General features: G+C 35.1%; 11 protein-coding genes, 1 pseudogene and 1 CRISPR repeat array (1 of these 13 only partly in view). Of the genes and pseudogenes, 6 read left to right on the top strand and 6 right to left on the bottom strand.

The window, feature by feature from the left end:
• Positions 1-187: direct repeats of the CRISPR family, unit length 28 nt; unit sequence TTTCTAAACTGCCTACACGGCAGTGAAC; it reaches 438 nt to the left of the window's first position.
• 620 nt (positions 188-807) lie between these two features.
• Genes A9G22_RS01150 through A9G22_RS01135 form a run of 4 tightly spaced genes read left to right on the top strand, consistent with a single transcriptional unit; the run spans position 808 to position 7,777 of the window.
• On the top strand, positions 808-2,349 hold the full coding sequence (locus tag A9G22_RS01150) for a type I restriction-modification system subunit M (RefSeq protein ID WP_075508226.1): 1,542 nt from the start codon (positions 808-810) through the stop codon (positions 2,347-2,349).
• Complete coding sequence (locus A9G22_RS01145; protein WP_075508180.1) at positions 2,346-3,542, top strand: restriction endonuclease subunit S; 1,197 nt, start codon at positions 2,346-2,348, stop codon at positions 3,540-3,542. The genes A9G22_RS01150 and A9G22_RS01145 overlap by 4 nt, the downstream gene beginning before the upstream one ends.
• A 20-nt stretch (positions 3,543-3,562) precedes the next feature.
• Positions 3,563-4,663: an AAA family ATPase gene (locus A9G22_RS01140; protein ID WP_075508179.1), complete on the top strand. Its 1,101-nt coding sequence runs from the start codon at positions 3,563-3,565 to the stop codon at positions 4,661-4,663.
• Positions 4,664-4,675: 12 nt separating this feature from the next.
• Complete coding sequence (locus A9G22_RS01135) at positions 4,676-7,777, top strand: type I restriction endonuclease subunit R (protein ID WP_075508178.1); 3,102 nt, start codon at positions 4,676-4,678, stop codon at positions 7,775-7,777.
• 85 nt (positions 7,778-7,862) lie between these two features.
• On the opposite strand, the gene A9G22_RS01130 is transcribed toward A9G22_RS01135, so the two are convergent.
• Positions 7,863-8,567 (bottom strand): GntR family transcriptional regulator, encoded by a 705-nt coding sequence (locus A9G22_RS01130; protein ID WP_065585806.1) that lies wholly within the window; start codon positions 8,565-8,567, stop codon positions 7,863-7,865.
• Between the two features lie 176 nt (positions 8,568-8,743).
• Between A9G22_RS01130 and A9G22_RS01125 the strand changes: the two genes are divergently transcribed.
• Positions 8,744-10,633: a glucose PTS transporter subunit IIA gene (locus A9G22_RS01125; protein ID WP_075508177.1), complete on the top strand. Its 1,890-nt coding sequence runs from the start codon at positions 8,744-8,746 to the stop codon at positions 10,631-10,633.
• Between the two features lie 13 nt (positions 10,634-10,646).
• Complete coding sequence (locus A9G22_RS01120; protein WP_075508176.1) at positions 10,647-12,086, top strand: 6-phospho-beta-glucosidase; 1,440 nt, start codon at positions 10,647-10,649, stop codon at positions 12,084-12,086.
• Between the two features lie 78 nt (positions 12,087-12,164).
• Here A9G22_RS01120 and dinB read toward each other — a convergent pair whose 3' ends face one another.
• From dinB to A9G22_RS11470, 5 genes and pseudogenes are all read right to left on the bottom strand, one after another.
• Positions 12,165-13,220: a DNA polymerase IV gene (gene dinB, locus A9G22_RS01115; protein WP_075508175.1), complete on the bottom strand. Its 1,056-nt coding sequence runs from the start codon at positions 13,218-13,220 to the stop codon at positions 12,165-12,167.
• A gap of 83 nt (positions 13,221-13,303) precedes the next feature.
• On the bottom strand, positions 13,304-13,561 hold the full coding sequence (locus tag A9G22_RS11490) for a phosphoethanolamine transferase CptA (protein WP_218058706.1): 258 nt from the start codon (positions 13,559-13,561) through the stop codon (positions 13,304-13,306).
• Between the two features lie 3 nt (positions 13,562-13,564).
• Positions 13,565-14,176 (bottom strand): annotated as a pseudogene (locus A9G22_RS11695) (sulfatase-like hydrolase/transferase).
• A 25-nt stretch (positions 14,177-14,201) separates the two neighbouring features.
• Entirely contained in the window at positions 14,202-14,438 is a 237-nt protein-coding gene (locus A9G22_RS11475; protein WP_218058703.1) for a phosphoethanolamine transferase CptA, read from the bottom strand.
• Positions 14,439-14,467: 29 nt separating this feature from the next.
• On the bottom strand, positions 14,468-14,878 hold the full coding sequence (locus tag A9G22_RS11470) for a phosphoethanolamine transferase CptA (protein ID WP_218058702.1): 411 nt from the start codon (positions 14,876-14,878) through the stop codon (positions 14,468-14,470).
• Positions 14,879-15,206: the final 328 nt, after the last annotated feature.

Raw genomic sequence — 15,206 nt, 5'->3', positions numbered from 1 at the left:
GGCAGTGAACTTGTATTCATCGTTTATTTTGTGAGCAACTTTCTAAACTGCCTACACGGCAGTGAACAGATTTTCGATGATGCTACGCGGAGCGATCATTTTCTAAACTGCCTACACGGCAGTGAACGAGCAAACAAGAAACAGGACGAGCACCGACGATTTCTAAACTGCCTACACGGCAGTGAACTAGAAGCTAATATACTATCAATATTGTATGTAAAAAGGCAAATAGCTATTTAGGTTTTAAAAACCCTTTTTTGCGGTGAGTTTTTAATTATTTGATTTTATTTATTTTTAAAATATGGCAAAAAAAAGGGTTCTGTTTTTTAGTTTTTTGACTGTGTCATGACTTAGTACTACCCAAACCTAAAAACCAAAAGATCAATTTGCTTAGTTTTTTAATAAAAGCCTTAAAAATAGCGTTAAGCGTTTTCGGATTCTGATTTTATCTACCTATCAATAGAAAAATAGCCTATATCAATTAAATTCTTCAATATCTTTCTTAAAAGATATTGAATGATGTTCATCAACAACTTTCAACTAACAATAGAATGAAGAAGCGCGACCAGCTCAAATTGGGATACATGAAAGTCAGAGAAATGATTAAGGTTGGATTTATCAACCTTAATAAAGCAAATCAAAGCTCATAGATAGAAAATTAATAACAAATCAGCTATGATATAGCACCTATAACAGTGAGCGATAAAATGACTAATAAGGAAGTAAAAATTAGTTACTTTCTAATCAGGCAACACCTATTTTTTATTTAGGAATTTTGAAAATATGACTTCTAATAACACCCAATCAATGTCCGGAACGCAACAACGCGATCAACTACAACGCCAAATATGGAAAATTGCCGACGAAGTCCGTGGTGCGGTCGATGGTTGGGATTTTAAACAGTATGTACTTGGTTCTTTGTTTTATCGCTTTATTAGTGAAAATTTTGCTAATTATATTGAAGGTGGTGAAGAAGGTATCGATTACAGCACATTATCCGATGATGTCATTACCGATGAAATTAAAAAAGACGCAATAAAAACCAAAGGCTATTTTATTTATCCTAGCCAATTATTTTGTAAAATTGTAGCTCAAGCCAATACCAATTCAAGTTTAAATACTGATTTGGCCAATATTTTTAATGCAATTGAAAGCTCAGCTAATGGTTACCCGTCAGAAAGCGATATTAAAGGATTATTTGCCGATTTTGATACCACCAGTAACCGATTAGGTAATACAGTTGCCGATAAAAACAAACGGTTAGCCGCAGTACTTAATGGTGTTGCCGAACTGGATTTTGGTGATTTTGCCGACAATCAAATTGATCTGTTTGGCGATGCTTATGAGTTTTTGATTTCTAATTATGCCTCGAATGCCGGTAAATCTGGTGGTGAATTTTTTACGCCGCCGAATGTGTCGAAATTGATCTCACAATTAGCCTTACATAATCAAACAAAGGTCAATAAAATCTATGACCCAGCGGCAGGTTCGGGTTCTTTATTGTTACAAGCGAAAAAACAGTTTGATGAACATATCATTGAGGATGGATTTTTCGGTCAAGAGATTAATCATACCACCTATAACCTTGCTCGAATGAATATGTTTTTACACAATATCAACTATGATAAATTCGAAATAGCTTTAGGCGACACGCTACTTAATCCAAAGTTTGGCGACGAAAAACCATTTGATGCAATCGTTTCTAATCCACCCTATTCAATTAAATGGATTGGCAGTGATGATCCAACCTTAATTAATGATGACCGATACGCACCCGCTGGCGTGCTGGCACCAAAATCGAGAGCCGATTTTGCCTTTATTATGCATGCATTAAGTTACCTGTCCGAGTGTGGGCGAGCCGCGATTGTTACCTTTCCAGGGATATTTTATCGTGTTGGTGCGGAACAAAAATTTCGCAAATATTTGGTCGATAATGATTTTGTTGAAACCGTAATCTCACTGGCACCAAATTTATTTTATGGAACATCAATTGCGGTTAATATTTTGGTGCTAGCCAAAAATAAAACCGTCAAAAAGACACAATTTATTGATGCCAGCAAACTGTTTAAAAAAGAGACCAATAATAATGTGCTCACTGATGAACATATTCAAGAAATTATGCAAGTATTTGATAGCAAGCAAGATATCGAATATTTTGCTAAATCAGTTGATAATCAAACCATTGCGCAAAATGACTATAATCTATCAGTCAGTTCGTATGTTGAAGCCGAAGATACCCGTGAAGTGATTGATATCACCCAGCTTAATGCCGAAATAAAAGATACCGTAGCTAAAATTGAAAGCTTACGCTCCCAAATTGACGCGATTGTGGCGGAGATTGAGGGATGATTAACATAATTACAAAATCACTTAATGATATTAATATTGAGTGGAAACCATTAGGTAAATTACTTATACGCACAAAAGGAACAAAAATTACAGCAAGTCAAATGAAGGAACTACATAAAGATGATGCTCCATTAAGGATTTTTGCTGGAGGAAAAACATTTGCATTAGTCAATTTTGATGATATACCAAAGAAAGATATCAATCGAGAACCGTCTATTATTGTAAAATCTCGCGGTATTATTGAATTTGAATATTATGATAAACCATTTTCACACAAAAATGAAATGTGGTCATATCATTCCAAAGATAAGAATATTAATATCAAATATATTTATTATATTTTGAAAAACCAAGAAAAATATTTTCAAAACTTAGGCAGTAAAATGCAAATGCCACAAATTGCAACGCCTGATACAGATAAATTTGAGATTCCTATTCCCCCTATTTCCGTTCAAACTGAAATAGTCCGTATTTTAGACACATTCACAGCCCTCACAGCAGAACTCACAGCAGAACTCACAGCAGAGCTTACTGCACGGAAAAAACAATACAACTATTATCGGGATAAATTGTTAACCTTTAAAGAGGATGAGGTTGAGTGGAAGACTGTAGAGGAGATTTTCTATTTAAAAAATGGATACACACCAAGCAAATCAGAATCTAAATTTTGGGAAAATGGTGATATTCCTTGGTTTAGGATGGAAGATATTCGGGAAAATGGGCGAGTTTTAAATGATGCGTTACAAAAAATCAATAAAATAGCTGTAAAAGGTGGAAAGTTATTTTCTGAGAATTCAATTATTATTTCTACATCAGCAACTATAGGTGAGCATGCTTTAGTTACCGTTCCTTATTTATCAAATCAAAGATTTACAAATATAAGTTTAAAGGAAGAATATCAAGATCATTTTGATATCAGATTTATTTTTTATTATTGTTTTATTTTATGTAATTGGTGTAAAAAAAATACTACAGTATCAAATTTTTCTTCCGTAGATATGAATGGCTTTAAAAAATTTAAATTTCCCATTCCCCCACTCAAGGAACAAGCCCGTATTGTCGAAATCCTAGACAAATTCGATGCGCTAACAAATTCCATTACAGAGGGTTTACCGCGCGAGATTGCATTACGTCAAAAACAATATGAGTATTATCGGAATTTGTTATTAGACTTTCCGAAAGTGCAAGAATAATAAGATAGAGTTATAAAAAGATGAATACCACATTAAGGAATATTGCTGAAAAGCTGGATAAAAATGATAAAAAAACCCAATTAATCTATGCTTTTAACGGTACGGGTAAAACACGTTTATCTCAAATATTTAAAAATTTAATTATATCGCAGCATAAAGACGATAAAGAAAATAATGCAGCCTTAACAAGGCACAAAATCCTTTACTATAACGCTTTTACTGAGGATTTATTTGCTTGGGATAATGATAAACACCAAGAGGGTGAACATCAATTAATCATTCAACCTAACTCATTTACTGACTGGATTTTAAAAGACCAAGGACAAGACCAAAATATTGTTCGTTACTTTCAATCCTATACTCACCAAAGATTACTGCCACATTTCAACGAGGATTTTTCTGCTATTACTTTTTCGCTAGCAGGCGATAATGATCAGCGTATTGATAATATTAAAATCTCCAAAGGCGAAGAAAACAATTTAATTTGGAGTATTTTTTTTACACTGATTAACTTAGTTATCGCTGAGCGCAATATTACTGACAAAAGCGAACGCTCGACTAATGAATTTGACCATTTACGCTATATTTTTATTGATGACCCCGTTAGTTCATTGGACGAAAATCACCTTATCCAGTTGGCGGTAGATATTGCCCAATTAATCACATCCTGTGAATCTGACATTAAATTTATTATTACGACCCATAACCCGCTGTTTTATAATGTGCTTTATAATGCATTAACTTCAAAAGATAGTTATATTTTAAGACGATTTGAGGACGGTAAATTTGCATTAGAAGAGAAAAAAGGCGATTCAAACCGTAGTTTTTCCTATCATCTTTATTTAAAACAGTTGCTGCAAGAAGCGGTTAAGGAAAATAAAATTGAAAAATATCATTTTACCCTATTACGTAACTTATATGAAAAAACCGCCAGTTTTTTAGGCTATCCGCAATGGTCAGACTTATTGCCTGGCGATAAAAAACTTTACTTAACACGGATTATCAATTTTACCAGCCATTTAACCTTATCTAATGAAATGGTTTCCGAACCTTCTGAACCTGAAAAGCAAACTGTTGCCTTTTTACTGAATCATTTACTCGAAAATTATCATTTTAAATAGCTGGAATAGACTATGACAACTTATACAAAACCAATTGCCGAAACCAATAGCTACATTATTTTAGATAACTACAACAAGCTAGAAGAGACAGCAGCTGTTTATCAGACTGAAACGGATTTAGAAAACGAATTTATTCATGATTTAAATCGACAAGGCTATGAATATTTACCTAATTTAAACACGCATGCAAAGTTATTAGCCAATATTCGCGAGCAATTGCAAACACTGAACAAAATGCAATTTACTGATGATGAATGGCGACGTTTTGTATTAGAGTATTTAGATAAACCCAATGAATCGATGATCGATAAAAGTCGCAAAATCCACCACGATCATATTTACGATTTTGTTTTTGATGATGGTCATATTCAAAATATCAAGCTGTTAGATAAAAAAGATGTCACCAATAATAAATTGCAAGTTATCCGTCAATTTCAGCAAACTGGCAATTATGCAAATCGTTATGATGTGACTATTTTGGTGAATGGCTTGCCCCTTGTGCAAGTTGAATTAAAAAAGCGGGGTATTGCCATTCGTGAAGCCTTTAACCAAGTGCATCGCTATAGTAAAGAGAGTTTTAATCAAGACAATTCACTGTTTAAATATTTACAACTGTTTGTTATCTCAAATGGCACCGACACGCGCTATTTTGCTAACACCACTAAACGCGATAAAAACAGCTTTGATTTTACAATGAATTGGGCAAATGTTAAAAATGAGCCGATAAAAGATCTAAAAGACTTTACTGCCACCTTTTTTGCCAGCCGCACGCTGTTAAATGTGTTACTGACTTATTCGGTGCTTGATGTGAATGACACATTGTTAATTATGCGCCCTTACCAAATTGCTGCCACCGAGCGTATATTGTGGCAAATCATTAGCGCTTATCATGCCAAAAAGTGGAGTAGCCTACAAAGTGTCGGTTTTATTTGGCACACAACAGGATCAGGCAAAACATTAACCAGTTTTAAAACGGCGCGGTTAGCCACCGAACTGGAATTTATTGATAAAGTCTTTTTTGTGGTGGATCGTAAAGATCTGGATTATCAAACCATGAAAGAGTATCAAAAATTTTCAAAAGATAGTGTCAATGGCTCAAATAGTACCGCTGGGCTTAAGCGCAATATTGAGAAAACCGATAATAAAATTATTGTTACTACCATTCAAAAACTCAATAACTTGATCAAAAGCGACGATAATTTAGCTATCTATGATAAACATGTGGTATTTATTTTTGACGAAGCGCATCGCTCTCAGTTTGGTGAAGCTCAAAAAAACTTAAAGCGTAAATTTAAAAAGTATTACCAATTTGGTTTTACTGGCACGCCGATTATGCATACTAACGCAATAGGGACGCAAACCACGGCAGATGTTTTTGGTCGTGAACTACACGCTTATGTATTAACCGATGCAATTCGTGACGAAAAGGTACTAAAATTTAAAGTTGACTATAATGATGTGCGCCCTAATTTTAAATCGATAGAGCAAGAACAAGATCTCGAAAAACTTAGCGCTGCTGAAAATAAAAAAGCACTACTCCACCCAAATCGTATTGAGCAAATCACACAATATATTTTGAATAATTTTAAACAAAAAACCCACCGCTTAATGGGCAAAGGTAAAGGGTTTAATGCCATGTTTGCCGTGAGCAGTGTCGATGCGGCTAAACTCTATTATGAATCATTCAAAAAATTACAAAAAAATGCCAATCAGCCGTTAAAAATAGCGACCATATTTTCTTATTCTGCTAATGAAGAACAAGATGCACAGGGTAATTTTGCCGATGAAAGTTTTGAAACCGATGCCTTAAATCAAAGTGCCAAAGAGTTTTTAGCTGCTGCGATAGCAGATTATAATAAAATATTTAAAACTAACTTTGATGTCAGTAGTGATCAATTTCAAAACTATTATCGCGATCTGTCTTTCAAAGTCAAAAATCAAGAAGTCGATCTATTAATTGTCGTTGGCATGTTCTTAACTGGCTTTGATGCGCCAACGCTCAATACGTTATTTGTCGATAAAAACCTGCGATATCATGGGTTAATTCAAGCTTTTTCGCGCACCAATCGTATCTATAATGCCACTAAAACCTTTGGCAATATTGTGGCGTTCCGTGATTTAGAACAAGCTACCATTGATGCAATAAAAACATTTGGTAAAAGCAATACTCGTGAAGTGGTGTTAGAAAAAAGCTTTAAGGAATACATGGAAGGTTTTACTGATAAAAGTTCAGGTGAATTGCACCATGGCTATTTAGCTATCGTTGCCGAATTGCAAGACAAATTCCCATGTCCTGACGAAATTATTACCGACAAAGATAAAAAAGCGTTTGTTAAATTATTTGGCGAGTATTTGCGTGCTGACAATGTGTTGCAAAATTATGATGAATTTGTGGCATTAAAAGATTTCCAACAATTAGATATGACTGATGAGCAAGCGGTTTTAGCATTTAAAAACAAGCATTATGTGACTGATGAAGATCTGCAAAAAATGCACGCAGTTAAGCTACCGACTGATCGCGCAATTCAAAATTATCGTTCAACTTATAATGATATTCGTGATTGGCTACGCCGAGAAAAAGAAGCCAATCAACAAGATCAGCAAAGATTTGACTGGGATGATGTGGTTTTCGAAATTGATCTATTAAAATCACAAGAGATCAATCTGGATTATATTCTTGAGCTAATTTATGAACAAAATAAGCAAGAAAAAACCAAACAAGACATTGTCGAAGATGCTCAGCGATTAATTCGATCAAGTTTAGAAAATCGCGCTAAAGAGGAGCTAGTTGTCGAATTTATAAAACAAACCGATCTTGACGCTATTCCAGATAAAGCCTCGATTATTGATGCATTTTTCTTATATGCACAGCAGGAGTTGCAGGTCGAAGTGAATACCTTAATAGAAGAAGAAAATTTAAACGAAGCCGCCACAAAACGCTATATCGCCTCGTCGTTAAAGCGAGAGTATGCAACTGAAAATGGTACAGAGCTGAACGAGATTCTACCTAAAATGAGTCCACTTAATCCTCAATATTTAATTAAAAAGAACCGTGTTTTTGAAAAAATCGCCGCATTGGTTGAAAAATTTAAAGGGGGTGGTGGTAAAATTTAATTGTTAACAGTTAAATTCGCTAATAATTAAAGGAAGTTGAATGATCGATTTCTTATTCATCTTCCTCATAACTCATCACTCAAATTTACTTTGAATGATTTTGTATACAAAATCTTGCATGTTCATAATGATAAATGATTTTTGAAAAATCAAATGGCTCACCAGATGAGGTATAAAATATTTCTTCAACACAAAGTGCTGGCTCACCCGCTTGTAGTCCTAAATATTGCGCCATTTCAGCATCAAGCTTTATCACTTGCATATATTTATCAGAAAAGCCAATATTAATATTATAATTTTCTTGAATATAATTAAAAATTGAATTTTCAACGATCTCTTTATTTAAATAACAAATTAACTTTTTACGATAATATGACTGCTCTAAACCATATAATTTACCTTCAACGTAACGTAGTCGTTTAATAAAATAAACTTCTTCCTGATCATCACATTGTAGATTTTCTTTCACTTTGGAACAGGGCTTGATAGTATCGACATTAAATACTGTCGATGAGCCATAAACATCTTCTAAATCAACGGTAAAACCATGACTTTGTAAAAAATTGAGGTAGCCTCTTTTTTTTCGTTCACGAACAAAAATGCCACTGCCCTGCACTTGATAAATAATGCCTTGTCGTTCCAGACAATTGAGCGCTTTAATAATAGTACTGCGACTTACCTGATACTGATTAATCAATCCTTCAATATTAGCAAGTTGGGTGCCCTTAGCTAATTGCTGTTGATAAATCATCTGTTTTATTTTTTTGGCAACATCCTGATATTTAACCATTTACATTTATTATATTGAATAAACCATTTAAGTATTATTTTATACAGGTTATTTGAAGTTTTAAATTAAATCGTGTAAAAAGTCGATCTAGATCACAAACAATATAATTGGTCATTAACAATTCTGAAATTGTCTATAAGATAAGCTCATTAAATTGAATTTAAGGAGCTTAATCGATGTCATCGAAAATAAGAGATTATAACAAGCTGGCCGTTGATATTTTAAATGAGTTAGGTGGTGAAAATAATATTGTCACCGTTTCTCGCTGTGCAACGCGTCTTCGCCTTGTTACCCAACATACACCAGATCACGCAAAAGAAAACATATCTAAATTGCCAGGCGTAATTACTGTTGTTGAAAAAGGTGGTCAAATCCAAGTAGTTATTGGTACACATGTTGATAAAGTCTACAATGCGTTTACTCAGCTGGTTAATACTGATAATAAAGTGGCTAATAACGATAAAGCCAATATTTTAAATCGTGTTATTGCAACTATGTCAGCAGTATTTGCGCCCTTTGTTTATATTCTAGCCGCATCGGGTATTTTACAAGGAATATTAATCTTACTTAAATTGGCATTGCCAGCAGTAGAATCAACAGGGACTTTTAAAGTATTTGATTTTATATCTTGGGCACCTTTTGTCTTTTTGCCTATTTTTATTGCGATTACTGCTTCGCAACATTTTCGTTGTAACCTTTATATCGCAGTTGCTTGCTGTGCAGCGCTGTTATCGCCAACATGGACTGAGTTTGCAAAACTAATAAGCGAGGGGCAAGAAATTGATCTATTTGGTATTGCGCTATCTAAAACAACTTACGCTTCAACTGTTTTACCACCACTCTTTTTAGTTTGGTTACTCTCGTATTTAGAACGATTCTTAGAACCTCGCCTGCACAGCATCATAAAACCTGTTTTACTGCCATTATTTAGCCTTGTCATTATGGTCCCTTTAACACTACTTATTGTTGGTCCATTAACCGCAAATGGCGCACAATACATTGCTAACGGTTATAATTGGTTTGTTAGCCTAGCTCCTTTTGTTGCTGGGGGAATTATTGGTGCGGTTTGGCAAGTCTTTGTTATTTTTGGCGTACATTGGGGTATCACACCTGTTATCGTTGAAAACTTTAAGCAATATGGCCAAGACTCTTTCCAAGCATTTCAAACCATTGCCGTTATTGGTCAAGTCGGGGCAGCATTTGGTTTTTATTTAAAAACCAAAACACAAGAGATGAAAGGTATTTCATTATCTGCTTTTATCACTGGATTATTTGGTATAACCGAACCTGCTATTTATGGTGTTAACTTACGTTTTAAAAAACCATTTATTTATGGTTGTATCTCGGCAGCTTGTGGTGGTATTGTAGCCGGTTTTTTTGCTCCTCACTATGTTGCCTACGCTGGTTTACCTGGTCCATTAACTATCGTTAATGCCATTAGTCCTAATAATCCGGGTTCATTTGTTGGCGTCTTAATTGGTGCGCTTATCGCTTTTTTTGGACCGGTAATTTTGCTCCAAATTTTGGGTACTGGCGAAACCATACAAGATACCGTTAATAACCAAGAGACTATCAATAACGAAATTGATAATCCTAAAGTTCTTCTTGACGAGATTGATATCACAAGCCCAATGACGGGCCATGCTTTACCACTAAGTGAAGTGCCCGATCCTGCTTTTTCACAAAAATTAATGGGCGAAGGGATTGCGATTGAACCGACTGATAATCACGTTTATGCGCCTTTTGATGCCGAAGTCACAGCAATATTTGAAAACTCTAAACATGCTATTGGTTTAACATTAGATAACGGCGTTGAGTTATTAATTCACGTGGGGATTGATACGGTCAATTTGACCCATAACGAGTTTGCATATCACATTGAATTACACCAAAAAGTGAAAAAAGGTGATTTATTAATCAGCTTTAATCCTGACGCAATTAAGCAAGCAGGCTATCCATTGATTACTCCAATTATTATTGTTAATACCGATCAGTACCAGTTCATTTCATTAACTGATAAAACAGAAGTAACCATTGATGATATCATATTTAAAATTAAGCAATAACAAGGAATCAAAGATGACTAAAAAACCATTTTTATGGGGCGGTGCTTTAGCCGCTCACCAATTTGAAGGTGGCTGGAACGAAGGCGGTAAAGGACCCAGCGTGGTTGATGTTATGACCGCAGGCGCTCATGGTGTTGCAAGACAAATCACCCAAGATATCGAAGCGGGTAAATTTTATCCAAATCATACTGCCATTGATTTCTATCATCACTATAAAGACGATATCAAACTATTCGCTGAATTAGGTCTTAAATGTTTACGCACCTCGATCGCGTGGACTCGAATTTTTCCAAAAGGTGATGAGCTTGAACCAAACGAAGAAGGACTTCGTTTTTATGATAACGTTTTTGATGAATTAATTGCTCACGGCATTGAACCTGTTATCACCTTATCGCATTTTGAAATGCCGTTACATATTGCTCGCCAGTATGGTGGTTTTAGAAACCGTAAAACAGTTGAATTTTTTGAACGTTTTGCCACTGCGTGTTTTGAGCGTTATAAAAATAAAGTCAAATACTGGATGACATTTAACGAGATCAATAATCAAATGGATACCAGTAACCCTATTTTCTTTTGGACTAACTCAGGCGTACAAGTTAAACCGGGCGAAAATCCGCAAGAAGTCCTGTACCAAGTTGCTCACTATGAACTGTTAGCCAGTGCCAAAGCGGTGATTGCTGGTAAAAAAATCAATCCAGATTTTCAAATTGGTTGTATGGTGTCACATGTGCCAATTTATCCATATTCTTGTAACCCTGAAGATATGATGGCATCAGAAATCGCCATGCATCAACGATTCTTCTTCCCTGATGTTCATGTTCGTGGTTATTATCCTACTTATGCTTTAAAAGAGTTTGAGCGTGAAGGCTATAAACTAGATATTACCAAAGAAGATTTAGTTTATTTGAAAAAAGGTACGGTTGATTACATTGGCTTTAGCTATTATATGTCTACCGTTGTGAAAGCCGATGCCAAAAATGACAAGCGCGATAACATCGTTAACGGTGCGCTACCTAATGCGGTTGAAAATCCTTATATCAAAAGCAGTGATTGGGGCTGGCCAATTGACTCTGAAGGTTTACGTTATACACTCAATCGTTTGTATGATCGTTATCAATTACCACTGTTTATTGTGGAAAATGGTTTTGGAGCAATTGATGAACTTGAAAACGGCAATCAAGTACACGACAAACCTCGTATTGAATATCTAGGTGCACACATTAAAGCTATGCAAACCGCCATGGATTATGATGGCGTTGATGTGATTGGCTATACCGCTTGGGGGATTATTGATGTCGTATCATTCACTACTGGCGAAATGAAAAAACGTTATGGCGTGATTTATGTTGACCGTGACAATGCCGGTAACGGTAGTATGAAGCGTTATAAAAAAGATTCATTTGAATGGTATAAACAAGTGATTAGCACCAATGGCGCAAGTTTAAAATCATAATTATCAGTTAACAGAAATTTTATTAAGAGGATGCGTTCAGGTTTTGCCTGCATCCTCATTTTTTATGACGCAAAAGACCTAAAACGGAAAAATTAACTGTTTCTCAACTTGTGGATCAATTAACGTTACATGAAAACCAATTAACCGAACACCACGACCATTACGCCGTTCTAACCAAACCTTATGCGCTTGCTCAATTAAATCGGCTTTATCTAATTTAGACCATACATGCTCTTGTGTTGTCAGCTGAAAATCGTCAAACTTAAATTTGACGCCTTGCCGAGCGATCGACAAGTCAGCACGCACTTTACTTAATCGTTTTTCTATCTCTTCAAATAAAGGGTCGAACTGCAATAAACACTCTTCCCAACTATGAATATCGTCAGTTAAAGTGCGCTCAACCCCAACTGATTTACGTTGCCTGTCATTACACACTTCACGATCATCAATACCTTGACATCGTTCATGCAATATTCGCCCAAATTTACCGAATTGGTTGAGTAATTTAGTGACATCAAAATTAACGACATCGTTACAGGTAAAGAGTCCTAATTGTGCTAGCTTTTTTTCAGTGACTTTACCCACTCCCGGAATTTTTTTTAGAGGAAGCCGCTCAATAAAGCTATCAACTTCATCGGGGGTTATCACATATTGACCATTAGGTTTGTTCATGTCTGAAGCTATCTTGGCAAGAAACTTAAGTGGAGCAACACCTGCTGATGCCGTTAATTCAAGTTCGTTGTAAATAGCTTGGCGAATATCTTGAGCGATTAAGGTTGCCGAACCATAACAAAGCTTACAATCAGTCACATCAAGGTAAGCCTCGTCGAGTGATAATGCCTCAATAGATTCAGTATATCGCCTAAAAATTTGGTGGATCTGTTTGGACACTTCTTTGTAAACCGCATGCCTACCCGGTATAATTTTAAGATTGGGGCACAGTTTAATAGCTTGTGCCATTGACATAGCACTGTGTATACCATACTGACGAGCTAAATAATTGGCAGTCGCAACCACGCCACGCTTACGAGGATCTCCCCCTACCGCAATAGGCATATTGCGATAACGGGGATTGTCTCTCATTTCAACGGCGGCGTAAAAACAATCCATATCAACATGAATAATTTTTCGCATAGATGGTTTCACAATATTTAAAACACAACTGTATAAATATACAATATCATAACTTAAATAGTTGTGTAAACAACCAGTACTGCTTACTTAGTTAATTTATCCAAATCAATTAATCCGTTTTTATCATAAGAATCGCCAATCCAACGAGTCGATTCATGAAAATGAGGATTAACAACACTTTTTTCAGAGATATATAAGTGATAACTTAATCCAGCTAAATCAGACCAAGTATGAATCAAATCTTGTGTACTAAATTTTCGATTTACATAGGCTAGAGAGTTATTAGGATGCGTTGCCACCCACGTTGGTGATTGCCAAAGCATAAATGGCACAGTATACATAGTTTAAGTCGGTGCCTTCTCATTGCGCCCTAACACATCGTGTGGTGACGTTTGATAAACATCTTCACCATGATCTGAAAAATATAACATAAAACCATTTTCTTTACTGTTTTTGAAAATATTAAACAGTGTTGTTGTGACATAATCGTTATAACTTATTGCATTATCATAACTATTATATATATCTACATTATCGTCATCGAGAAGATATGGAATACTTGTCTTATCTTTAAAACGGTCATATTCATTACTTTTGGGATAGCGAAGCGCATATTTCATGTGTGTACCAAGCAGATGAATAACAATAAACTTTTTTCAGCGTTATCGGATAACACTTTTTTGAATGGCTCAAAAACCGATTCGTCATATTGTCTGGCACTTTGATTTCGATCGTTATTCATATAAAACTGATCATTGGTTTGTTTAGAAAACAGTCAACATAGTATTACGCTTGGTCATGGTTTGTTGATTGGTGATCCAAAACGTTTTATATCCTGCCTGTTTCATAATATGTATTAATGAAGGAGTTTTAAGGTATAAATCAGGCTGTTGCTCATCAGCAAAAGTTAACACTTGTTGTAAAATGTCGGTAGTATACGGTCTTGATGAAACCACATCGTTAAATACAACAAAATTCGCTTTATCTTTTTTTAAATTGTTCAATTTTTGGTGTAGTATTTCGACTATACCCACAAATACTCATTCTATTACGCGTTGTTGATTCGCCAATAACTAACACTAACGTTCTTGGTGCGTTACCGTTCGCATCGGTGAAATTCTCAACGGGAGGTAAAGTGTCCAAATGATTCAAGATATCTTCCATATTGCCAAGTTGAGTGCGATACGCCAAATAACTATTAATAAGTTGCCATGGCACCGTCGTTTCCATGCGTGTTAACAAGTGAGCTACAGCTTTTTCAATGGAGGATTTTTTATTGTTATACTAACAAACATAGGCATTATGGCATAAGTGGCTATTAACAGCGATGCAATCCATTTAGTGGAAATCTTAACAAAAACAGGTCTAACTTTGGTCCAAAGATAAATCACCACCAAACCATAAATAATCAGTACCGCAACTAACTTAATACTCAAATACTGCTGAACAAACTCACTTGATTCACTAAAATTTGATTCTGCTATAACAAAAAACACACTTTGTGAAAATTCTTGTCGATAAATAGTAAAATAACCGACAGAAATCAAAGAAAAAATGCCGATAATCAGCCCCAAAATAGACGCAATCTTTCGCGTACAGTGAGGAAAGATTAAAATAGGGATAAGCCAAATCAAACTATAGATAATAGAATCACGCAATCCGATTGCATTGGAATACCCAGAAAGAAAAATATACAGCTATAATGCACTAGAAAAATAAGATATCAAAAATAAGGGTTAACCAGCTAAACTTACGGCTTGCTTTTGTATTTTGCATGGATATTAATCGGTGTTGTTATTGGTAATTAAGCCCAATATACGCTAAACACATTAATAAAACCTTAATATTTAACCATTGAATTTAAAAACTAATATATCAATTGCTAACTAACAGCAAACATTTATATAAATAAAATCATAATTTGCTTACTTCACCATGAGTTTTAAAGAAATAATAGATAAACAGATTAATAGATAAAAATCTTTA

This window comes from Gilliamella sp. App2-1 (assembly GCF_001690255.1).
Classification (GTDB): Bacteria; Pseudomonadota; Gammaproteobacteria; order Enterobacterales; family Orbaceae; genus Gilliamella; species Gilliamella apicola_G.
Note: the sequence above shows the minus strand (reverse complement) of the source record. Positions and strands in the feature narration are given on the sequence as shown.